The sequence below is a fragment of the Escherichia sp. KTE159 genome (assembly GCF_000408805.1).
Lineage (GTDB): Bacteria > Pseudomonadota > Gammaproteobacteria > Enterobacterales > Enterobacteriaceae > Escherichia > Escherichia marmotae.
Genome location: NZ_KE137292.1, coordinates 2782443 through 2805371, shown reverse-complemented (window position 1 = coordinate 2805371; position 22929 = coordinate 2782443). Strand labels below are relative to the sequence as shown.

Below are 22929 nucleotides of genomic sequence, written 5' to 3'. Positions count from 1 at the left end.
ATTAAGACTTTGCTGAAAAGAAATGTAACAATCATGAAAACTGAATAATATGATGAAAATATTATAAATACTGGGTTGGTGTGGTTGGTGTAATCGATTTCAGTTGTTGTGATGAACTACGGATAAACGTGTTCAGCAACGGAATGTTGCTATCGTGTGGGCGGCTTTTGCCGGATGCGGCGTGAACGTTTTAGCCAGCCTACATGTAGCAATGGTTGTAGGCCTGGTAAGCGTAGCGCATCGGGCATTTTTTAGAAAAGAAAAAGGCCAGTGCGAGGCTGGCCTTAGAAAGCGGGGATGAAAGATTATTTCAGACCGGCGGCATCGCGCAGTAGCTGCGCTTTGTCGGTTTTTTCCCACGGGAAATGCTCGCGACCAAAGTGACCATATGCAGCGGTATCTTTATAGATTGGGTGCAGCAGATCCAGCATCTTAATCAGACCGTATGGACGCAGGTCGAAGAACTCGCGCACCAGCAGGGTCAGTTGTTCAGTAGGGACTTTCTCAGTACCGAAAGTTTCTACCATGATGGAAGTCGGTTCAGCCACGCCGATCGCGTAGGAAACCTGAATTTCACAACGGTCAGCCAGACCCGCTGCCACGATGTTTTTCGCAACATAGCGTGCTGCGTAAGCTGCGGAACGGTCCACTTTGGATGGATCTTTACCAGAAAACGCGCCGCCACCGTGACGAGCCATGCCGCCGTAGGTATCAACGATAATTTTACGCCCCGTCAGACCGCAGTCACCCATCGGGCCGCCGATAACAAAACGTCCGGTCGGGTTGATGAAGAATTTGGTTGCGGAAGTCAGCCATTCTGCTGGCAGGATCGGCTTAATGATCTCTTCCATTACCGCTTCTTGCAGGGATTTCTGATCGATATCTTCAGAGTGCTGGGTGGAAAGCACTACTGCATCGATGCCAACGATTTTGCCGTCGTCATACTGGAAAGTAACCTGGCTTTTTGCGTCCGGGCGCAGCCACGGCAGAGTGCCGTTTTTACGCACTTCAGCCTGACGTTGTACCAGACGGTGTGCATAGGTGATTGGCGCTGGCATCAGCACATCGGTTTCGTTGGTGGCATAGCCAAACATCAGACCCTGGTCGCCAGCGCCTTGTTCCAGCGGATCAGCACGATCAACGCCCTGGTTAATGTCAGGGGACTGTTTGCCGATAGCGCTCAGAACCGCACAAGAGTTAGCGTCAAAGCCCATGTCGGAATGCACATAGCCAATTTCGCGAACGGTGTTACGGGTGATCTCTTCAATGTCCACCCAGGCGCTGGTGGTGATTTCACCGCCAACTAAAACCATGCCGGTTTTTACGTAGGTTTCGCAAGCAACACGTGCTTTCGGATCCTGTTCGAGGATCGCATCTAAAACGGCATCAGAGATTTGGTCAGCAATTTTGTCAGGATGCCCTTCAGAGACGGACTCGGACGTAAAAAGGTGTTTTGCCATATTTAATATCACCTAAAGAGAATTTAGTTAGCTCAAACTGTTGTGTGGATTTTCTGTGGTAGTGGCTCCTTCCACGACTCTGCAGGTTAAAAACACTGGCAGTCTGAGTGTTAATCAGTATGGATGGATTAACATCTGGATGGCTATTTTAGGTCAAGACGTCATCCGATTTCCACTTTTTTTTGAAGCGTATCTCATTCCGTTAAAAACGTAGCTGGAAATTTTTCCTGACAATGCTGGCATTCTGTGTATTTATCTTTTGCAATTTTCTGCCATTGTGGGGTATAAAACGCGGCGCGCGGCTTAAATAAAAAGCACACGACGTTCCTTTCGTGTTGCCACTTCCAGCCGGGTTGAAATCAGTGTTTTAGCTTGTTGGTTCGTCTTCGCAGGCGGCCGTGGAGGTGATACGAAATAATGAATCGTTGTCTGCTGCTTAATCTGTCGCACCGTTCTGGTGTAGATTCGTTCCCCGCACTCTGCATCTCTGCATTGCATACCTGCCGATGTTATACCCATCTCGGCGCTTCTCAGGATTCAAGAGCTGGCAACAGTTACTGATGACTGAACAAGGGCGCTCTTGTAAATACAAGAGTTTTCTCGTGGTTTCGCCGGACTGTCACACTTACGTTCGGTTATGTGCTTAATAATGTTATGAAAAAGAAACCGGTTGCGCAGTCGGAGCGTCAGCATACGCTGCTGGAAAATCCGTGTGCTTATGGGTTGTTATCGCAGTTTCAGGCTGCGATAGTGGTTAACTGTTTTACACTTAATAAAATAATTTGAGGTTCGCTATGTCTGACGACATGTCTATGAGTTTGCCTTCGTCAGCGGGCGAACACGGTGTACTACGCTCCATGCAGGAGGTTGCAATGAGCTCCCAGGAAGCCAGTAAGATGCTGCGTACTTATAATATTGCCTGGTGGGGCAATAACTACTATGACGTTAACGAGCTGGGTCACATTAGCGTGTGCCCTGACCCGGACGTCCCGGAAGCTCGCGTTGATCTCGCGCAGTTAGTGAAGACCCGCGAAGCGCAGGGCCAGCGCCTGCCTGCACTGTTCTGCTTTCCGCAGATCCTGCAGCACCGTTTGCGTTCTATTAACGCCGCGTTTAAACGTGCGCGGGAATCCTATGGCTATAACGGTGACTACTTCCTCGTTTACCCGATCAAGGTTAACCAGCACCGCCGCGTGATTGAGTCCCTGATTCATTCTGGTGAACCGCTGGGGCTGGAAGCAGGTTCAAAAGCTGAGTTGATGGCGGTGCTGGCGCATGCTGGCATGACCCGCAGCGTCATCGTCTGTAACGGCTATAAAGACCGCGAATATATCCGCCTGGCGCTGATTGGCGAGAAGATGGGCCATAAGGTTTATCTGGTTATCGAGAAGATGTCTGAAATCGCCATTGTGCTGGATGAAGCGGAACGTCTGAACGTGATCCCTCGTCTTGGCGTACGTGCGCGTCTGGCCTCGCAGGGGTCTGGTAAATGGCAGTCTTCCGGTGGTGAAAAATCGAAGTTCGGTCTGGCGGCAACCCAGGTACTGCAACTGGTTGAGACACTGCGTGAAGCCGGACGTCTCGATAGCCTGCAACTGCTGCACTTCCACCTCGGTTCGCAGATGGCGAATATTCGCGATATCGCGACAGGCGTTCGTGAATCTGCGCGCTTCTATGTTGAGCTGCATAAGCTGGGCGTCAACATTCAGTGCTTTGACGTTGGCGGTGGTCTGGGTGTGGATTATGAAGGCACCCGTTCGCAATCCGATTGTTCGGTGAACTACGGCCTCAATGAATACGCTAATAACATTATCTGGGCAATTGGCGATGCCTGTGAAGAGAATGGTCTGCCACATCCGACGGTGATCACCGAATCGGGTCGTGCGGTGACTGCGCATCACACTGTGCTGGTTTCCAATATTATCGGTGTGGAACGTAACGAATACACCGTTCCAACCGCACCAGCAGAGGATGCGCCGCGCGCACTGCAAAGCATGTGGGAAACCTGGCAGGAGATGCACGAACCGGGAACTCGCCGCTCTCTGCGTGAATGGCTGCATGATAGCCAGATGGATCTGCACGATATCCATATTGGTTATTCTTCTGGCACTTACAATCTGCAAGAACGTGCATGGGCAGAACAGCTCTATTTGAGCATGTGTCATGAAGTGCAGAAGCAACTGGATCCGCAAAACCGCGCCCATCGCCCGATTATCGACGAATTACAGGAGCGTATGGCGGACAAAATGTACGTCAACTTCTCGCTATTCCAGTCGATGCCGGATGCATGGGGTATCGACCAGTTGTTCCCGGTTCTGCCGCTGGAAGGGCTGGATCAAGTGCCGGAACGCCGCGCTGTGCTGCTGGATATCACCTGTGACTCTGATGGAGCCATCGACCACTATATCGATGGTGACGGCATTGCTACGACAATGCCAATGCCGGAGTACGATCCGGAGAATCCGCCGATGCTCGGTTTCTTTATGGTCGGTGCCTATCAGGAGATCCTCGGCAACATGCACAATCTGTTTGGTGATACCGAAGCGGTTGACGTGTTCGTCTTCCCTGACGGCAGCGTAGAAGTGGAGCTGTCTGACGAGGGCGATACCGTTGCGGATATGCTGCAATATGTGCAGCTCGATCCAAAAACGTTGTTAACCCAGTTCCGTGACCAGGTGAAGAAAACCGATCTTGATGCCGAACTGCAACAACAGTTCCTTGAAGAGTTCGAGGCAGGTTTGTACGGTTATACCTACCTTGAAGATGAATAATTAAGATTATTCTGCTGGCGGGACGATTTAATTGATTAATTCGGCCCGCTTTTTATTTATATATTCTTAAAAATAATCTGGTTACTTTCCTTCTAATATAATCTCCCTACAATCGCTGCATTAATTAAATGCAGAGGGATCGGTTATGAAAAAATGGAAAGTACGCGTTGCGCTGGTGGGATTGTTCGTACTGCTTGCAGGTTGTTCCAGTAATGCGCAGTATAATAGTAGTGCATCTGGCAATGTCGGCACTGCCTGGGGCGGGGATGTGCACTCAACGGTTCAAGGCGTATCTGCTGAACGCGCCTGGCGCGATCCGGCAGAGATGATCGTTATTAGTTATTCGACTAACATTCCTTCCGGATACGACCGCGTTTATAGCATTCGGATTAACGAACTGGAATATGCTATTCGCGATGCTAATTTTAATTCGCTTCCTATTACTCGGGTATATGATTCATCGAATAATAAACCTCGATATATTGTTCATGCCAGAGTGGGAATGAATTATCAATTATATGTTCGTAACTATAGCCGTAACACTAACTATGAGATCGTTGCCACAGTTGATGGGCTGGATGTTCTGAACGGCAAGCAAGGTTCGCTGAATAACAATGGCTATATTGTGAATGCCGGTGATTCGTTAGCGATTAAAGGTTTCCGTAAAGATAAACATACCGAAGCTGCTTTTCAGTTTGCCAACGTTGCTGATTCCTACGCCGCCAATTCGGCGCAAGGCGATGTACGTAACACAGGGGTGATTGGTTTTGCCGCTTTTGAATTACAAGGCTCAGCGAAAAATGCGCTACCGCCGTGCTCTGGGCAAGCCTTTCCGGCAGACAACAATGGCTATGCGCCACCACCGTGTCGTAAATAGCAACCCCGCTTGATGCTTCACCCATTTAGGGCGATAATTAGCACAAACTTGTGTTTCGCAAATCCAACCCTTCCTCGTCGGGCCTAACGACGCGGAAGGGTTTTTTTATATCGACTTTGTAAAAGGAGTCCATCCATGAGCACCTTAGGTCATCAATACGATAACTCACTGGTTTCCAACGCCTTTGGTTTTTTACGCCTGCCGATGAACTTCCAGCCGTATGACAGCGATGCTGACTGGGTAATTACCGGCGTGCCGTTCGATATGGCTACTTCTGGTCGTGCGGGGGGGCGTCACGGTCCGGCAGCTATTCGCCAGGTTTCGACTAATCTGGCCTGGGAACACAACCGCTTCCCGTGGAATTTCGACATGCGTGAACGTCTGAATGTCGTCGACTGTGGTGATCTGGTATATGCCTTCGGTGATGCCCGTGAAATGAGCGAGAAACTGCAGGCGCACGCTGAGAAGTTGCTGGCTGCCGGTAAGCGTATGCTCTCCTTCGGTGGTGACCACTTTGTTACGCTGCCGCTGCTGCGTGCTCATGCTAAACATTTTGGCAAAATGGCGCTGGTACACTTTGACGCCCACACCGATACCTACGCGAACGGTTGTGAGTTTGACCACGGCACTATGTTTTATACCGCGCCGAAAGAAGGTCTGATTGACCCGAATCATTCCGTGCAAATTGGTATTCGTACTGAGTTCGATAAAGACAACGGCTTTACCGTGCTGGACGCCTGCCAGGTGAACGATCGCAGCGTGGATGACGTTATCGCCCAGGTGAAGCAGATTGTTGGTGATATGCCGGTCTACCTGACTTTTGATATCGATTGCCTGGATCCTGCGTTTGCGCCGGGAACGGGTACGCCGGTAATTGGCGGCCTGACCTCCGATCGCGCCATTAAACTGGTACGCGGCCTGAAAGATCTCAACATCGTTGGGATGGACGTAGTGGAAGTGGCTCCGGCATACGATCAGTCGGAAATCACTGCTCTGGCAGCGGCAACGCTGGCGCTGGAGATGCTGTATATTCAGGCAGCGAAAAAGGGCGAGTAAGCGCCGGATGTGATGCCGTCCGTAGGCCGGATAAGATGCGCCAGCATCGCATCCGGCGATGTGCTCTGGCCATATATGTCAGATGCGGCCTAAACGCCTTATCTGACCTACGTTCGGCACCACCAGGTCTTACTTAACCCCATCAGCGCTCATACGGTCGCGAATATGCTGGGCGCGCTCCGCGGATGCTGGATGGTCGTCAAACATTGAGCTTTGACGGCCTTCTTCCAGCTTCGCCAGTTTTTCAAAGCTGGTGGCAAGGCCTGCCGGACTGATGCCGCGTTGGCGCAGCAAGTCATAGGAGTAATCGTCCGCCTCAGCTTCCTGACGCTGGGAGAATTGCGAATTGACTAATTTCTCGCCCAGATCGCCTAGTTGTGATTGAGATAAACTACCGACAATCCCGCCCGCCGATGCCGCAGCTACTCGCACTGCGTTTGTTCCAAGCGCGACCTGCATCCCTTTCTTCACATGGCCTAACGCCACGTGTCCCATTTCGTGACCGATCACCGCTTCGACTTCGTTATCAGTCATCATATCCATCAGTCCGCTATAAACACGGATGCAGCCGTTGGCCATCGCAAAGGCGTTCACATCCTTTGCCATATACACTTTGTAATTTACCGGTTGACCGTTGATATTGTTGCCCAGCGCGTTGGCAATAGTGGCCAGACGTTTAGCATATTCGCTACTGGCTGGCGCAATCGTCGCCTTACTGTCCATCTCCTGACATGCCTGATCGCTCAGGGCTTTGACCTGCGCATCACTCAGAGTGTAAGCCTGAAAAGCTTCCGCTCCTGATGAGAGCAGCCCACTGGAGTCCATATTCTGGCAACCGGTCAATACCGTTGCCACGCTCATTGCTATCAATAAGGCGCGAATTTTCATGTTTTCTCTTCCGCACAAAGTCAGGATTATTCTAAAAATGCGCCGTTTGCAGGTGAATCGACGCTCAGTCTAAGTATAAGGAAAAGCGCAGCGGACGGGCGAGCAGATTGCGCAACATGCGAGCATGATCCAGAGATTTCTGAACCGGCAAAAGGATGTTCCATGTACATGACGCGTGGCTTGCGGTAAATTGTTGGCAAATTTTCCGGCGTAGCCCAAAACGCGCTGTCGTCAAGTCGTTAAGGGCGTGCCCTTCATCATCCGATCTGGAGTCAAAATGTCCTCACGTAAAGAGCTTGCCAATGCTATTCGTGCGCTGAGCATGGACGCAGTACAGAAAGCCAAATCCGGTCACCCGGGCGCCCCGATGGGTATGGCTGACATTGCCGAAGTCCTGTGGCGTGATTTCCTGAAACACAACCCGCAGAATCCGTCCTGGGCTGACCGTGACCGCTTCGTGCTGTCCAACGGCCACGGCTCCATGCTGATCTACAGCCTGCTGCACCTCACTGGTTATGATCTGCCAATGGAAGAGCTGAAGAACTTCCGTCAGTTGCACTCCAAAACTCCGGGCCACCCGGAAGTGGGGTACACCGCAGGTGTAGAAACCACCACCGGTCCGTTGGGTCAGGGTATTGCTAACGCAGTCGGTATGGCGATTGCAGAAAAAACGCTGGCGGCGCAGTTTAACCGTCCAGGTCACGACATTGTCGACCACTACACCTACGCCTTCATGGGCGACGGCTGCATGATGGAAGGCATTTCCCACGAGGTTTGCTCTCTGGCGGGTACGCTGAAGCTGGGTAAACTGATTGCGTTCTACGATGACAACGGTATCTCTATCGATGGCCATGTTGAAGGCTGGTTCACCGATGACACTGCAATGCGTTTCGAAGCTTACGGCTGGCACGTAATCCGCGGTATTGACGGTCACGACGCTGCCGCTATTAAACGCGCAGTAGAAGAAGCGCGTGCAGTGACTGACAAACCGTCTCTGCTGATGTGCAAGACTATCATTGGTTTCGGTTCCCCGAACAAAGCCGGTACGCATGACTCCCACGGCGCGCCGCTGGGCGATGCGGAAATTGCACTGACTCGTGAGCAGCTAGGCTGGAAATACGCGCCGTTCGAAATCCCGTCTGAAATCTATGCTCAGTGGGATGCGAAAGAAGCCGGTCAGGCGAAAGAGTCTGCATGGAACGAGAAGTTTGCGGCTTACGCGAAAGCTTACCCGCAAGAAGCGGCTGAATTTACCCGTCGTATGAAAGGTGAAATGCCGTCTGACTTCGACGCGAAAGCGAAAGAGTTCATTGCTAAACTGCAGGCTAATCCGGCTAAAATTGCCAGCCGTAAAGCGTCTCAGAATGCCATCGAAGCATTCGGTCCGCTGTTGCCGGAATTCCTTGGCGGCTCCGCTGACCTGGCTCCGTCTAACCTGACCCTGTGGTCTGGCTCTAAGGCAATCAACGAAGATGCTGCCGGTAACTACATCCATTATGGTGTTCGCGAATTTGGTATGACCGCGATTGCCAACGGTATCTCCCTGCACGGTGGCTTCCTGCCGTACACCTCCACCTTCCTGATGTTCGTGGAATACGCACGTAACGCTGTACGTATGGCTGCACTGATGAAACAGCGTCAGGTGATGGTTTATACCCACGACTCCATCGGTCTGGGCGAAGACGGCCCGACTCACCAGCCGGTTGAGCAGGTTGCTTCTCTGCGCGTGACCCCGAACATGTCTACATGGCGTCCGTGTGACCAGGTTGAATCCGCCGTTGCGTGGAAATATGGCGTTGAGCGTCAGGACGGCCCGACCGCGCTGATCCTCTCCCGTCAGAACCTGGCGCAGCAGGAACGTACGGAAGAGCAACTGGCAAACATCGCGCGCGGTGGTTACGTGCTGAAAGATTGTGCCGGTCAACCGGAACTGATCTTCATCGCCACCGGTTCTGAAGTCGAGCTGGCGGTTGCAGCATACGAAAAACTGACTGCTGAAGGCGTGAAAGCGCGCGTAGTTTCCATGCCGTCTACCGACGTGTTCGACAAACAGGACGCGGCTTACCGTGAATCCGTACTGCCGAAAGCCGTCACCGCACGCGTTGCAGTGGAAGCAGGTATTGCTGACTACTGGTACAAGTATGTTGGCCTGAACGGTGCTATCGTCGGTATGACCACCTTTGGTGAATCTGCTCCGGCAGAGCAACTGTTCGAAGAGTTCGGCTTCACCGTTGAAAACGTGGTAGCGAAAGCGAAAGAACTGCTGTAATTAACACTATGGTGTGTGAAGAGCCGCAAATGCGGCTCTTTTTTATTTGGTTGAGATAAACGGAACGGTACTGCCAGGGATCATGGTATCGGGCAGTTTTCCGTCCCAGCGTTCGGCAGTGGTAAGGGCAACAAGCCCTGGGTTATCTCGCAGAGCTTCACCGCGCAGGCGGATAGCTTCTGCTTCAGCCCCACTTTTTAAACGAATAGTTTCTGCTTCTGCCGCGCCTCTTACGCGAATCGTCTCTGCTTCTGCTTTGGCTGCCGCCAGTTTACTGTCTGCTTCTGCCTGCGCCTGAGTTACCGCAATTTGTGCCTGGATTTTCTCTGTTTCCAGATTTTGTTTCCGTGTGGCAATGGCGACTTCCGCTTTCATACGATCTTCAATTGATTTTTCATAAGCGTCCGAAAAATCAATATTTTCAATCTGGACCCCGTCAATCACCACCGGACCAACAACGGCTTTGCGCATTGCATTTTGCAGATCCTGAACCAGTTTCGTGCGATCCTGTACAGCGCTGATGGCCGTATATTGACCGAAAACGTTCTCCAGTTGGGTTGGCAACTGGCGAACAATCAGGCGATCTTTTAATGCTTCAATGGTGTTGTAGGTGGTATAAACCGCGCCTGCTTCCGAAGGCTTAATATGGAAACTGACTGACACAGTCATTTGTGCGGGTTGCTGGTCGCGGCTGTATGCCTGTAATCCCTGATAGACAACAGCCTGATTACGCGTGGAAATTTTCTCTACGCTTTCCATAAACGGGATCTTAAAACCCAGCCCCGGATCGGCAACTTTTACTATTTTTCCATAGCGCAACAAAATACCACGTTCACCTTCATTCACGGTGTAATACGACAGAAATGGCAGCACAATAACGGCAAGCACGCCAATGGCGATGGCAAGCGATTTTTGTGGGCGGAATGAGGTTATTGAAACAGGTGCTTTCATGTGAGTCTTCCTTGAGTAAAGTGTGGAAATATGTCACATGAGGTGAGAAGAAAACAGCCAACAGTCGAGAATTCAGAATCTATAAAGGGGGAATGGCGGAAAACCAACGAATGAAATAAGTATGTTTTCGAACATTCAATAAACAAATGGTGATATGCATCACGAATGTAATAACGTATAAAATATCTATTGTGTGACATACACAGCAAATATATAGTTGACTTGCGTAAAATTATTTTTATGTCATTGTTATTTAATACTTTGCTATTTTAGCTCGTGGAGTTTGTGCTCTCACGTGCACAATTGCTTTCATTAAGTCGCACGAGTATTTTATTTTTACCGCCGGACAGCACCCTAAAAATAAAATAAGGATAATTTATGCGGCTTATTGATTATTTCCCGGAATCATCAATCTCAGTTATATCTTCAGCAAAAGACTGGCAGGATGTTATCGATTTTTCGATGGCGTCATTGTTAGCAAAAAATTATATCAACGAGAATTACATTCAGTCTATTAAAGACTCAACTACCCGCAACGGGCCTTATTATATTCTCGCGCCGGGCGTAGCAATGCCCCATGCACGACCGGAATGTGGGGCGCTTAAAACCGGGATGTCACTGACATTACTCGAACAGCCAGTTTGTTTCCCCGGAAGTGATGAACCGATCAAATTACTCATCGGGCTTTCTGCTGCCGATGCTGATTCGCACATTGGTGCTATTCAGGCGTTAAGTGAATTACTGTGCGAAGAAGAAATACTCGAACAACTATTAACAGCAACATCAAAAAAACAATTAGCGGACATTATCAGCCGCGGATAATTACTCTCTCCTCTACAGGATAACATTATGGAAAACAAGTCTGCTCGTGCAAAGGTCCAGGCTTTTGGTGGCTTTTTGACTGCAATGGTCATCCCCAATATCGGTGCTTTCATTGCCTGGGGTTTTATTACTGCTTTATTTATTCCTACGGGTTGGATGCCTAACGAACACTTCGCCAAAATTGTTGGCCCCATGATTACCTATTTATTGCCCGTGATGATTGGTTCTACCGGTGGTCATCTGGTCGGCGGTAAACGCGGTGCGGTCATGGGGGGAATAGGGACGATTGGTGTGATCGTCGGTGCGGATATTCCGATGTTTCTCGGTTCGATGATCATGGGGCCGTTAGGTGGTCTGGTCATAAAATATGTCGATAAAGCACTGGAAAAACGCATACCTGCTGGTTTTGAGATGGTTATCAATAACTTCTCATTAGGTATTGCCGGGATGATCCTCTGCCTGTTGGGCTTTGAAGTCATCGGTCCGGCAGTGTTAATTGCTAATACTTTCGTCAAAGAGTGTATTGAGGCGCTGGTACATGCGGGTTATCTACCTCTGCTGTCAGTCATCAATGAACCGGCAAAAGTGCTTTTCCTTAATAATGCGATCGATCAGGGCGTCTATTACCCGTTGGGAATGCAGCAGGCATCGGTTAACGGTAAATCTATCTTCTTTATGGTGGCGTCCAATCCTGGGCCGGGTTTAGGCTTGCTGCTGGCATTCACTCTGTTTGGTAAAGGGATGAGCAAACGCTCTGCGCCTGGTGCGATGATTATTCACTTCCTCGGTGGCATCCACGAGCTGTATTTTCCGTATGTATTGATGAAGCCGTTGACCATTATCGCCATGATTGCAGGCGGTATGTCTGGCACCTGGATGTTCAATTTGCTGGATGGCGGCCTGGTGGCAGGTCCTAGCCCGGGTTCTATTTTTGCTTATCTGGCACTGACGCCGAAAGGCTCGTTCCTGGCGACAATTGCCGGTGTTACGGTCGGTACTCTGGTGTCCTTTGTCATCACATCCCTGATACTGAAGATGGAAAAAACGGTGGAAACGGAGAGCGAAGATGAGTTCACCGAGTCAGCCAATGCGGTAAAAACTATGAAGCAGGAAGGTGCATTTTCATTAAGTCGTGTGAAACGTATTGCCTTTGTTTGTGATGCGGGAATGGGCTCCAGCGCAATGGGGGCAACCACCTTCCGCAAACGTCTGGAAAAAGCCGGACTGACCATTGAAGTAAAACATTACGCCATAGAAAACGTGCCTTCGGATGCTGATATCGTCGTCACTCACGCCAGTCTGGAAGGACGAGTGAAACGTGTGACGGATAAACCGCTGATATTGATTAATAACTACATTGGCGATCCAAAACTCGACACTTTATTTAATCAATTAACCGCCGAACATAAAAACTGATTGCAGAGGTAAAAATGAAAACCAAAGTTGCTGCTATTTATGGCAAGCGGGATATCCGTCTGCGTGAATTTGAGTTACCCGAAATTACTGATAATGAACTGCTGGTCAGTGTAATTTCTGATAGTGTTTGTTTATCCACCTGGAAAGCGGCGTTGCTTGGTAGCGAACATAAACGGGTGCCGGACGATTTAGAAAATCACCCGGCGATCACCGGGCATGAATGTGCCGGAGTCATTGTTGAAGTGGGTAAAAATCTTACCGATAAATATAAAAAAGGTCAGCGATTTGTTTTACAGCCTGCGATGGGGTTACCCAGCGGATATTCTGCGGGATACAGCTACGAATATTTTGGTGGTAATGCCACCTATATGATTATTCCTGAAATCGCGATTAATTTAGGCTGCGTATTACCGTATCACGGCTCTTATTTTGCTGCGGCGTCGCTGGCGGAGCCGATGTGCTGCATTATTGGCGCTTATCATGCTAATTATCACACTACGCAATATGTTTATGAGCATCGAATGGGCGTCAAATCTGGCGGCAATATTGCGCTACTGGCGTGTGCTGGCCCGATGGGAATTGGCGCTATCGATTACGCCATTAACGGCGGCATTCAACCATCACGGGTGGTAGTGGTCGACATCGATGAAAAACGGCTGGCACAAGTACAGAAGCTGCTGCCGGTGGAGATGGCGGCCAGCAAAGGGATTGAGCTGGTATACGTGAATACCAAAGGGATGAGCGATCCGGTACAGATGCTGCGGTCGCTGACAGGAGATGTCGGGTTCGATGATGTTTTTGTCTATGCGGCGGTGCCTTCGGTCGTTGAGATGGCTGATGAATTGCTGGCGGAAGATGGTTGTCTGAACTTCTTTGCCGGGCCAACGGATAAAAACTTCAAAGTGCCGTTTAACTTTTACAACGTGCATTACAACAGCACTCACGTCGTTGGGACGTCCGGTGGTTCTACGGATGATATGAAAGAGGCGATTGCCCTTAGCGCCACGGGGCAGTTGCAGCCGTCGTTTATGGTGACCCATATCGGTGGCCTGGATGCGGTGCCAGAAACCGTACTCAATTTGCCGGATATTCCCGGCGGTAAAAAACTCATTTATAACGGCGTCACCATGCCGCTGACCGCCATTGCCGATTTTGCCGAAAAAGGGAAAACAGATCCGCTGTTTAAAGAGTTGGCGCGACGGGTTGAGGAAACGCACGGCATCTGGAATGAACAGGCCGAGAAATATCTGCTGGCACAATTTGGCGTTGATATCGGGGAGGCCGCGCAATGATGTCCCTTGCGTGGCCATTATTTCGCGTTACGGAACAGGCCGCGTTGGCTGCCTGGCCGCAAACCGGATGTGGCGACAAAAATAAAATTGATGGCCTGGCGGTTACCGCGATGCGTCAGGCATTAAACGACGTCGCTTTTCGTGGGAGAGTGGTTATCGGTGAGGGGGAAATTGACCATGCGCCGATGCTGTGGATTGGCGAAGAGGTTGGCAAAGGTGATGGGCCAGAAGTCGATATCGCGGTTGATCCGATTGAAGGCACCCGGATGGTGGCGATGGGGCAGAGTAATGCCCTGGCAGTAATGGCCTTCGCCCCACGAGATAGCCTGTTACACGCGCCCGATATGTATATGAAAAAACTGGTCGTTAACCGACTGGCTGCAGGAGTGATTAATCTGTCTTTGCCCCTGACGGATAACTTGCGCAATGTGGCAAAAGCATTGGGCAAACCATTGGATCGATTACGCATGGTTACGCTGGATAAACCCCGTCTTCATGCCGCGATTGAAGAAGCGACGCAACTGGGCGTGAAAGTATTCGCCCTGCCGGATGGCGATGTTGCTGCCAGTGTGCTGACTTGCTGGCAGGATAATCCTTACGACGTGATGTACACCATCGGTGGTGCGCCAGAAGGCGTTATTTCTGCCTGTGCAGTCAAAGCGTTAGGTGGAGATATGCAGGCAGAGCTTATTGATTTTTGTCAGGCCAAAGGTGATTACACGGAAAATCGGCAGATTGCACAACAGGAGCGCCAGCGTTGCAAGGAAATGGGGGTTGAGGTCAACCGTGTGTACTCGCTCGACGAACTGGTGAGAGATAAAAATATCCTCTTTAGCGCCACGGGTGTGACGGGCGGAGAGTTGGTGAACGGTATACAACAGACGGCGAATGGGGTGCGGACGCAGACATTACTGATCGGTGGCGCAGACCAAACGTGTAATATAATAGACTCCCTGCATTGATGGTGATCTATCGGAAGACGAATGGCGACGCTGACAGAAGATGATGTGCTTGAGCAACTGGATGCACAGGACAATTTATTGTCATTTATGAAAACTGCGCATGCCATTTTGCTCCAGGGGATACGCCAGTTTCTGCCGTCGCTGTTTGTCGATAACGATGAAGAGATCGTGGAATATGCAGTGAAGCCGTTGCTCGCCCAAAGCGGCCCGCTTGACGATATTGATGTTGCGCTGCGTTTGATTTATGCGCTGGGGAAAATGGATAAATGGCTGTACGCCGATATTACGCACTTTTCTCAATTCTGGCATTACCTGAACGAGCAGAATGAAACGCCCGGATTTGTCGATGACATTACCTGGGATTTTATCAGCAACGTTAATAGCATAACCCGTAATACTTCCCTCTATGATGCGTTGAAAGCGATGAAGTTCGCTGATTTCGCGGTCTGGTCAGAGGCGCGTTTTAGCGGAATGGTCAAAACGGCGCTGACGCTGGCAGTAACGACAACTTTAAAGGAATTAACGCCGTGAAAATCGAACTGACGGTGAATGGACTAAAGGTACAGGCGCAGTACTCTGATGATGAAATTGAAAATGTACATAAACCGCTACTGCGTATGCTGGCGGCCTTACAGGCGGTAAACCCGCAGCGGCGTACGGTGGTATTTCTGAGTGCTCCACCAGGGACGGGTAAATCTACCTTAACTACCTTCTGGGAATATCTCGCACAACAAGATCCCGAATTACCCGCTATTCAGACGCTCCCGATGGATGGTTTTCACCATTACAACATCTGGCTGGATGAGCATCAGCTTCGCCCTTATAAAGGCGCGCCGCAAACGTTTGACGTGGCGAAACTGGCGGAAAATCTGCGTCAGGCCGTGCAAGGCGACTGTACGTGGCCGCAGTATGATCGACAAAAACATGATCCGGTAGAAGATGCGTTGCACGTTACCGCGCCGCTGGTCATCGTCGAAGGAAACTGGCTATTGCTGGATGACGAGCAGTGGCGCACGTTAGCGCAATTTTGTGATTTCTCGATATTTATCAACGCGCCCGCATCTGTGTTACGGGAACGACTGGTGGGGCGCAAGTTGGCGGGGGGATTATCGCAGGCAGATGCTGAAGCTTTTTATGAACGTACCGACGGGCCGAATGTTCGTCGGGTGCTGGAACAGAGTCGACCTGCAAATTTGACCTTAATGATGACGCCTAACGGTGAATACTGTCTGGTAGATTGACCTCCCTCACTACACCACCTTCCAGTCGCATGACGCGAGAAAAATGACGCCGGGTAAATGCGGCGTCATGACTGATTGCCACCACACTCGTGCCACGAAGGCGGCACTTTTCCAGCCAACTTTCAAATACTGCCAGCCATTGGGCATCAAAATCCCGGCTCGGTTCGTCAAGTAATATCAGCGGCGGGGCGAGAGCTTCCAGGCAGGCGACGGCCACCATCCGTCGCTGGGCGCTATGCAGATCTAACGGATGAGCGCTGGCAACATCTGTTAACTGACAGCATTGCAGGACAGCGTCGGTGCGTTGAGCAATTTCATCAGTTGGGCATTTTTGCAGTTTCAAACCAAATGCGATCTCTTCCGCGACGGTACTGTGAAATAACTGGTTTTCCGCTTCCTGAAACAGCACACCAATGTTTGTCGCGCGTTGGCGGTTCTTGAGTGTATGTAGCGCCAGATGTTGCAACATTACCGTGCCGGACGAAGGGGGTAGAAGACCCGCCATGATACGCAACAGGGTCGATTTTCCCGCGCCATTGTTGCCGGTCAGCGCCAGCCATTCACCTTTTTTGAGTTGTAGAGAAATGTTGCAAAGACAATCCGTTGCTGCGTCAGGCCAGCGATAAGTAACCTGATTTAACGTTAACATAATGGCTGGAGTGCTCCGTTTTGCAGTTGCCACGCTTGCTGGCAGTAGTTCAGGAAAGGTGTTTGATGGCGTTCAAAAAGAATAATCAGCGAATCACGTTTCAACGCCCAGTGTTGTAAGCGCTGCAACAGCATTTCGCTGGCCTGCGACGTCAGTCGGCTAAAGGCTTCGTCGAGAATTAAAATCTTAGGTTGCATCGCGATAGCACAAGCGATGACCACGCGTTGGGTTTCCCCGCCGGAGAGTGTTGCCGGATGGCGATGACGCAACGGCTGGCACCCGGTCAGAGTCAGAGCGGCATCAATACGCGCCATAATCTCTGCTTCAGCAAGACACAGATTTTCTGGCCCAAATGCGACTTCTTCTTCCACGTTGAAGGTACAGCCAGAAAGCTGCAAGTAGGGGGATTGCTGGACGAGTTGAATGGTCGCAGATTGTTCGTTGAGTGAGCGTTGCCCAATGGGCGTATCGAGGAGCATTCCCGTACCTGCTATGTCACCCGGCAAGAAGTCGGGATACCAACCCGCCATCAGTTGCGCCAGCGTGCTTTTGCCACTGCCGTTGTCCCCAAAGATGGCGATCATCCCCGGTTCGTCATAGTAAAAGTCATAACAGAACGGAGGAATTGTTGAGTGTGTCGGGCAATAGCGAAACTGTTCTAACGTAACCATATCCACGCTCCGAATTCTGCCAGCATCAGCAAGATCATGGTGTAACGCGCCACTTTTTCCAGGTTACTGTCAGGTGGTGCCCACAGCGCAGTGCGCCGGTTGTGGAGTTGAAATGCCCGCATATCCAGCGCCGCGCCGCGGATCGCCAGATCGTTAAGCGCATTATGAGTTAGCGGAATAATTAACGCGGGCATCGCACGTAAACGTTGATACCAGCCTTCATCCAGCGGCACGCCGCGAGCGCGTTGTGCTTCATAAATAATCGCTAATTGTCGTTTTAACTGCTCAACGACCAATAACGGCCCGGCAAACAGATAAGCGACGCCCGGCGGCAGGCGAGAAGCAAACAAAGCGCGGATAAAACCTTGCACGGGGACGAATTGCATCCACAACTGTGAAGTTGAAACAATAGCCAGAATACGCAACCAGAGCGTAATGGCATGTGCCCACCGTTCTGGAGAGCGTGGCGCGTCACTTATCCATTCTGTCAGCCAGCCACCGTGCACCAGCCACAGACCGACGCCCAGCGAAAACATCAGCCAGGTGACATATTTTGCCCGCCGCCGCGTGGCCTTTAGCGCGATAAGGCAGAAAAAGGTCGCCGCGCTATAGATCGGCAAAATGGTCTGCGCGGGCAGGATAAGCGTGGTGCAGGCAGCCAGCGCCCACAACGTTAATGAGGTAAACGGATGCATTTAGCGCACGGCGGCCATCATTGGAAAATGGCGTGTGGTGCGAATCGGTAGTTGTCGCAGTAAAAGCCAGACAATCACCGCCGTGAGAATTTTATCGACCAGGTTAGCGCCTATCACCGTAATCGCCACTGATTCCACCAGGTTTTGCCCCATTGAATGTATCCAAGCGACGAACAAATCCGCTCCGCTACCGGTTACTCCGCCAAACAAGGCTGTACGCAGCGGCACGGCAACAATTGTCACCGCAAGAGTAATAATCACCCCGCTGACAATGACTTTCGGCAGAGTACGGAACCAACCCGCTCGCGCCAGCCAACCCGCGACCAGACCGATGACCATCGCCACGGGGGCAAAAGCGGCGGCGATCGGGTCAGTCAGTAACCCCCAGAGTAAATTGGTCAGTAAGCCGGTCAGCATACCGATCACTGGACCAAGCAGTACCGCGCTAATAAGCGTGCCGATGGAGTCGAGAAAAATAGGCAATTTGACTATGCTGGCCAGTTGACCGCCGATCATATTGATGGCGATAGAGATAACGATCAGCACCAAAGCCTGACTGGAAAAGTGGCGACGCGCCATAAGAAAACCTCTCTAAAGGGTGTTATTTAACAGGGGAAATATACAACTCGTCGTAACCAGAAAGCGCGCAAGGCTGGCGACTGAATGCCCGTTCTTCCAGGCTACCGATCACCAGTTCAAGGGTGGTGCGCACGGTACAGCCAGGCATCATATGACCGCCGAGCATTGCGCCGTGTGGGTCTGAAATGCAGAGATGAAGATGTTCACCTGTCTGTTCCAGTGTGCCGTTCAGTGCGATTACTTCAAACTTACCGCGAAGATGAGTGGTGTTTTCTTGCCCGGCATAGCGTAAGGCGACGTCAGTCAGACTGCCGGTACAACCCGCAATCCACGCGGCGTGAAGTTGTTGCTGTCGCGCGAAGGTGCGTAATTGAGAGAAAACTTCCTGATCGGGAAGCAGGCGCAGCGCGTAAAAGCGCGCAGTTGAAGAATAAAGGTGGGGCAATGTCATCATTGAAGTACTCCGAAACTCGGACGTATTGCGGATGATATCGACGCGACATCAGTCATATTCTGATATAAATCAGGGTTTATGACGGCACAGCGAAAAGATTTTGCTACGCTTATTCGTGATTCTGCAAAGTGGAATAATTCCTGGCATACCATGGCCAAAAACGTGACGTAAGTCAGATAATTGTCTTCTTTGACTGGACAATCATTCCTTTTATTCCGCGTTTCGCTTATCCTAGCTGAAGCGTTTCAGTCGATTAAATGTTCGACAATTAACCAATCAGTCGCAATTTGCGACAGGTAAGGTTTTCCCGAACGATTTGCTGGACTACTCTGTCTGGCAAATTTGCTTTGAGAAAGCCTTGCAGGAGACCTATGACCGTACGCGTAGCGATAAATGGCTTCGGTCGCATCGGGCGTAATGTGGTTCGTGCTGTGTATGAATCCGGACGCCGGGCGGAAATCACCGTGGTGGCAATCAACGAACTGGCGGATGCTGCGGGCATGGCGCATTTGTTGAAATATGACACCAGTCATGGCCGTTTTGCATGGGAAGTGCGTCAGGAACGCGATCAACTTTTTGTTGGTGATGACGCCATCCGCGTATTGCATGAACGTTCACTGCAATCGCTCCCCTGGCGTGAACTTGGCGTCGATGTGGTGCTCGATTGCACCGGCGTGTATGGCACCCGCGAGCATGGCGAAGCGCATATTGCCGCCGGGGCCCAAAAAGTGCTCTTTTCACATCCTGGCAGCAACGATCTCGACGCAACTATTGTTTATGGCGTCAATCAGGATCAACTTCGCGCGGAACATCGCATTGTTTCTAACGCTTCCTGTACCACGAATTGCATAATTCCCGTCATCAAATTGTTAGATGATGCGTACGGCATTGAGTCCGGCACTGTGACCACAATTCACTCCGCCATGCACGATCAGCAGGTTATTGATGCGTACCATCCCGACCTGCGCCGCACTCGGGCCGCCAGTCAGTCGATCATCCCGGTCGATACTAAACTGGCCGCCGGTATCACGCGTTTTTTCCCGCAGTTTAACGATCGCTTTGAAGCGATTGCGGTACGTGTGCCAACCATTAATGTGACGGCAATCGACCTGAGCGTGACGGTGAAGAAACCTGTAAAAGCCAATGAAGTCAACCAGTTGTTGCAAAAGGCAGCACAAGGTGCATTTCATGGTATAGTTGACTATACGGAATTGCCGTTGGTCTCTGTAGATTTTAACCACGACCCGCACAGTGCCATTGTCGATGGCACCCAAACCCGGGTCAGTGGCGCACACCTGATCAAAACGTTGGTCTGGTGCGATAACGAATGGGGCTTTGCTAACCGAATGATCGACACGACGTTAGCAATGGCCGCTGTTGCTTTCAGGTAAGACGCAAGCAGCGTCTGCAAAACTTTTAGAATCAACGAGAGGATTCACCATGTCTGTAATTAAGATGACCGATCTGGATCTTGCTGGGAAACGTGTATTTATCCGTGCGGATCTGAACGTACCAGTAAAAGACGGGAAAGTAACCAGCGACGCACGTATCCGTGCTTCTCTGCCGACCATTGAACTGGCCCTGAAACAAGGCGCGAAAGTGATGGTAACTTCCCACCTGGGTCGTCCTACCGAAGGCGAGTACAACGAAGAATTCTCTCTGCTGCCGGTTGTTAACTACCTGAAAGATAAACTGTCTAACCCGGTTCGTCTGGTTAAAGATTACCTCGACGGCGTTGACGTTGCTGAAGGTGAACTGGTTGTTCTGGAAAACGTTCGCTTCAACAAAGGCGAGAAGAAAGACGACGAAACCCTGTCCAAAAAATATGCTGCACTGTGTGACGTATTCGTAATGGACGCATTCGGTACTGCTCACCGCGCGCAGGCTTCTACTCATGGTATCGGTAAATTTGCTGACGTTGCGTGCGCAGGCCCGCTGCTGGCGGCTGAACTTGACGCGCTGGGTAAAGCACTGAAAGAACCTGCTCGTCCGATGGTGGCTATCGTTGGTGGTTCTAAAGTTTCTACCAAACTGACCGTTCTGGATTCCCTGTCTAAAATCGCTGACCAGTTGATCGTTGGTGGTGGTATCGCAAACACCTTTATCGCGGCACAAGGCCACGATGTAGGTAAATCTCTGTACGAAGCAGACCTGGTTGACGAAGCAAAACGTCTGCTGACCACCTGCAACATCCCGGTTCCGTCTGATGTTCGCGTAGCAACTGAGTTCTCTGAAACTGCTCCGGCTACCCTGAAATCTGTTAACGACGTGAAAGCTGACGAGCAGATCCTGGATATCGGTGATGCTTCCGCACAGGAACTGGCTGAAATCCTGAAGAATGCGAAAACTATTCTGTGGAACGGCCCGGTTGGCGTGTTCGAATTCCCGAACTTCCGCAAAGGTACTGAAATCGTGGCTAACGCTATCGCAGATAGCGAAGCGTTCTCCATCGCTGGCGGCGGCGACACTCTGGCAGCAATCGACCTGTTCGGCATTGCTGACAAAATCTCCTACATCTCCACTGGTGGCGGCGCATTCCTTGAATTCGTAGAAGGTAAAGTACTGCCTGCAGTAGCGATGCTCGAAGAGCGCGCTAAGAAGTAAAAAATCACAGGGCAGGGAAACCTGCCCTTGTTTCAGCGCGCTCATGTAGCACGCACTTTTTCTCAAGCCCGACGATACAGGACAAAGAAACATGTCTAAGATTTTTGATTTCGTAAAACCTGGCGTAATCACTGGTGATGACGTACAGAAAGTTTTCCAGGTAGCAAAAGAAAATAACTTCGCACTGCCAGCAGTAAACTGCGTCGGTACTGACTCCATCAACGCCGTACTGGAAACCGCTGCTAAAGTTAAAGCGCCGGTTATCGTTCAGTTCTCCAACGGCGGTGCTTCCTTTATCGCTGGTAAAGGCGTGAAATCTGATGTTCCGCAGGGGGCTGCAATCCTGGGCGCTATCTCTGGTGCGCATCACGTACACCAGATGGCTGAACACTACGGTGTTCCTGTAATCCTGCACACTGACCACTGCGCGAAGAAACTGCTGCCGTGGATCGACGGTCTGCTGGACGCAGGTGAAAAACACTTCGCAGCTACCGGTAAGCCGCTGTTCTCTTCTCACATGATCGACCTGTCTGAAGAATCTCTGCAAGAGAACATCGAAATCTGCTCTAAATACCTGGAGCGCATGTCCAAAATCGGTATGACTCTGGAAATCGAACTGGGTTGCACTGGTGGTGAAGAAGACGGTGTGGACAACAGCCACATGGACGCTTCTGCACTGTACACCCAGCCGGAAGACGTTGATTACGCATACACCGAGCTGAGCAAAATCAGCCCGCGTTTCACCATTGCGGCTTCCTTCGGTAACGTACACGGCGTTTACAAGCCGGGTAACGTGGTTCTGACCCCGACTATCCTGCGTGATTCTCAGGAATATGTTTCTAAGAAACACAACCTGCCGCACAACAGCCTGAACTTCGTATTCCACGGCGGTTCCGGTTCTACTGCTCAGGAAATCAAAGACTCCGTAAGCTACGGCGTAGTGAAAATGAACATCGATACCGATACCCAATGGGCAACCTGGGAAGGTGTTCTGAACTACTACAAAGAAAACGAAGCTTACCTGCAGGGTCAATTGGGCAACCCGAAAGGCGAAGATCAGCCGAACAAGAAATACTACGATCCGCGCGTATGGCTGCGTGCTGGTCAGACTTCGATGATCGCTCGTCTGGAAAAAGCATTCCAGGAACTGAACGCAATCGACGTTCTGTAAGATATTCCTTTCTGCTTATCTCAAGGCCCGCTCTGCGGGTCTTTTTTTCGCCAAAAGCAAAATTGCCTGATGCGCTACGCTTATCAGGCCTACACGTATCC

23 protein-coding genes and 1 pseudogene are annotated in these 22929 nt (G+C 50.8%); 16 read left to right on the top strand and 8 right to left on the bottom strand.

The window, feature by feature from the left end:
- Positions 1–305: 305 nt before the first annotated feature.
- Positions 306–1460 (bottom strand): methionine adenosyltransferase, encoded by a 1155-nt coding sequence (gene metK, locus A31E_RS08425; protein WP_001062125.1) that lies wholly within the window; start codon positions 1458–1460, stop codon positions 306–308.
- 55 nt (positions 1461–1515) lie between these two features.
- Between metK and A31E_RS26620 the strand changes: the two are divergent.
- From A31E_RS26620 to speB, 6 genes and pseudogenes are all read left to right on the top strand, one after another.
- Positions 1516–1767, top strand: a pseudogene (locus A31E_RS26620) (hypothetical protein).
- A 110-nt stretch (positions 1768–1877) separates the two neighbouring features.
- Positions 1878–2021 carry a protein YqgG gene (gene yqgG, locus A31E_RS26615; RefSeq protein WP_269446598.1) on the top strand — a complete coding sequence of 48 codons (144 nt, stop codon included), beginning with the start codon at positions 1878–1880 and terminating at the stop codon, positions 2019–2021.
- 93 nt (positions 2022–2114) lie between these two features.
- Complete coding sequence (gene yqgB / locus A31E_RS0122945; protein WP_001338822.1) at positions 2115–2246, top strand: acid stress response protein YqgB; 132 nt, start codon at positions 2115–2117, stop codon at positions 2244–2246.
- Positions 2247–2254: 8 nt separating this feature from the next.
- A complete protein-coding gene (gene speA, locus A31E_RS08430) occupies positions 2255–4231 on the top strand; it encodes a biosynthetic arginine decarboxylase (protein ID WP_016249181.1) in 1977 nt (658 codons plus the stop codon).
- Positions 4232–4376: 145 nt separating this feature from the next.
- Complete coding sequence (locus A31E_RS08435; protein WP_000758927.1) at positions 4377–5108, top strand: hypothetical protein; 732 nt, start codon at positions 4377–4379, stop codon at positions 5106–5108.
- Between the two features lie 135 nt (positions 5109–5243).
- Positions 5244–6164 (top strand): agmatinase, encoded by a 921-nt coding sequence (gene speB, locus A31E_RS08440; RefSeq protein WP_000105566.1) that lies wholly within the window; start codon positions 5244–5246, stop codon positions 6162–6164.
- Positions 6165–6293: 129 nt separating this feature from the next.
- On the opposite strand, the gene loiP is transcribed toward speB, so the two are convergent.
- Entirely contained in the window at positions 6294–7052 is a 759-nt protein-coding gene (gene loiP / locus A31E_RS08445) for a metalloprotease LoiP (protein ID WP_000701822.1), read from the bottom strand.
- Positions 7053–7329: 277 nt separating this feature from the next.
- Between loiP and tkt the strand changes: the two genes are divergently transcribed.
- Complete coding sequence (gene tkt / locus A31E_RS08450; RefSeq protein WP_001517051.1) at positions 7330–9321, top strand: transketolase; 1992 nt, start codon at positions 7330–7332, stop codon at positions 9319–9321.
- Between the two features lie 42 nt (positions 9322–9363).
- Here the strand turns inward: tkt and A31E_RS08455 are convergent, their stop codons facing one another.
- Positions 9364–10272 carry a prohibitin family protein gene (locus A31E_RS08455; RefSeq protein ID WP_001517050.1) on the bottom strand — a complete coding sequence of 303 codons (909 nt, stop codon included), beginning with the start codon at positions 10270–10272 and terminating at the stop codon, positions 9364–9366.
- A 378-nt stretch (positions 10273–10650) separates the two neighbouring features.
- On the opposite strand from A31E_RS08455, the gene cmtB reads away from it, so the two are divergent.
- From cmtB to A31E_RS08485, 6 genes are read left to right on the top strand one after another with little or no spacing between them, the layout of a single operon-like run.
- Positions 10651–11094 carry a PTS mannitol transporter subunit IIA gene (gene cmtB / locus A31E_RS08460; protein ID WP_001236708.1) on the top strand — a complete coding sequence of 148 codons (444 nt, stop codon included), beginning with the start codon at positions 10651–10653 and terminating at the stop codon, positions 11092–11094.
- A gap of 27 nt (positions 11095–11121) precedes the next feature.
- Positions 11122–12510: a PTS mannitol transporter subunit IICB gene (gene cmtA, locus A31E_RS08465; protein WP_016249180.1), complete on the top strand. Its 1389-nt coding sequence runs from the start codon at positions 11122–11124 to the stop codon at positions 12508–12510.
- A 14-nt stretch (positions 12511–12524) separates the two neighbouring features.
- Entirely contained in the window at positions 12525–13802 is a 1278-nt protein-coding gene (locus A31E_RS08470; RefSeq protein ID WP_016249179.1) for a zinc-binding dehydrogenase, read from the top strand.
- Complete coding sequence (glpX, locus tag A31E_RS08475; protein ID WP_016249178.1) at positions 13799–14764, top strand: class II fructose-bisphosphatase; 966 nt, start codon at positions 13799–13801, stop codon at positions 14762–14764. Before A31E_RS08470 ends, glpX begins: the two co-directional genes overlap by 4 nt.
- 21 nt (positions 14765–14785) lie before the next feature.
- On the top strand, positions 14786–15295 hold the full coding sequence (gene fumE / locus A31E_RS08480; protein WP_001517047.1) for a fumarase E: 510 nt from the start codon (positions 14786–14788) through the stop codon (positions 15293–15295).
- Positions 15292–16005, top strand: coding sequence for a nucleoside/nucleotide kinase family protein (locus tag A31E_RS08485; protein WP_016249177.1), 714 nt, complete (start codon positions 15292–15294; stop codon positions 16003–16005). Before fumE ends, A31E_RS08485 begins: the two co-directional genes overlap by 4 nt.
- Here the strand turns inward: A31E_RS08485 and A31E_RS08490 are convergent.
- Genes A31E_RS08490 through A31E_RS08510 form a run of 5 tightly spaced genes read right to left on the bottom strand, consistent with a single transcriptional unit; the run spans position 15977 to position 19053 of the window.
- Positions 15977–16654, bottom strand: coding sequence for an ABC transporter ATP-binding protein (locus tag A31E_RS08490; protein WP_016249176.1), 678 nt, complete (start codon positions 16652–16654; stop codon positions 15977–15979). The two genes, A31E_RS08485 and A31E_RS08490, sit on opposite strands and share 29 nt — an antisense overlap.
- Positions 16648–17325 carry an ABC transporter ATP-binding protein gene (locus tag A31E_RS08495; RefSeq protein WP_001517044.1) on the bottom strand — a complete coding sequence of 226 codons (678 nt, stop codon included), beginning with the start codon at positions 17323–17325 and terminating at the stop codon, positions 16648–16650. The genes A31E_RS08490 and A31E_RS08495 overlap by 7 nt, the downstream gene beginning before the upstream one ends.
- Entirely contained in the window at positions 17313–18020 is a 708-nt protein-coding gene (locus A31E_RS08500; protein ID WP_016249175.1) for an energy-coupling factor transporter transmembrane component T, read from the bottom strand. Before A31E_RS08500 ends, A31E_RS08495 begins: the two co-directional genes overlap by 13 nt.
- Positions 18021–18599: an ECF transporter S component gene (locus tag A31E_RS08505; RefSeq protein ID WP_000113901.1), complete on the bottom strand. Its 579-nt coding sequence runs from the start codon at positions 18597–18599 to the stop codon at positions 18021–18023.
- A 22-nt stretch (positions 18600–18621) separates the two neighbouring features.
- A complete protein-coding gene (locus tag A31E_RS08510; RefSeq protein ID WP_016249174.1) occupies positions 18622–19053 on the bottom strand; it encodes a PPC domain-containing DNA-binding protein in 432 nt (143 codons plus the stop codon).
- A 371-nt stretch (positions 19054–19424) separates the two neighbouring features.
- On the opposite strand from A31E_RS08510, the gene epd reads away from it, so the two are divergent.
- The 3 genes from epd to fbaA all read left to right on the top strand — a co-directional run bounded on the left by epd (position 19425) and on the right by fbaA (position 22828).
- The gene (gene epd / locus A31E_RS08515; protein ID WP_000218495.1) at positions 19425–20444 is read left to right on the top strand and encodes an erythrose-4-phosphate dehydrogenase; all 1020 of its coding nucleotides are present in this window, start codon (positions 19425–19427) and stop codon (positions 20442–20444) included.
- A gap of 49 nt (positions 20445–20493) precedes the next feature.
- Positions 20494–21657: a phosphoglycerate kinase gene (gene pgk, locus A31E_RS08520; RefSeq protein WP_000111269.1), complete on the top strand. Its 1164-nt coding sequence runs from the start codon at positions 20494–20496 to the stop codon at positions 21655–21657.
- Positions 21658–21748: 91 nt separating this feature from the next.
- Positions 21749–22828, top strand: coding sequence for a class II fructose-bisphosphate aldolase (gene fbaA, locus A31E_RS08525; RefSeq protein ID WP_000034375.1), 1080 nt, complete (start codon positions 21749–21751; stop codon positions 22826–22828).
- Positions 22829–22929 lie beyond the last annotated feature (101 nt).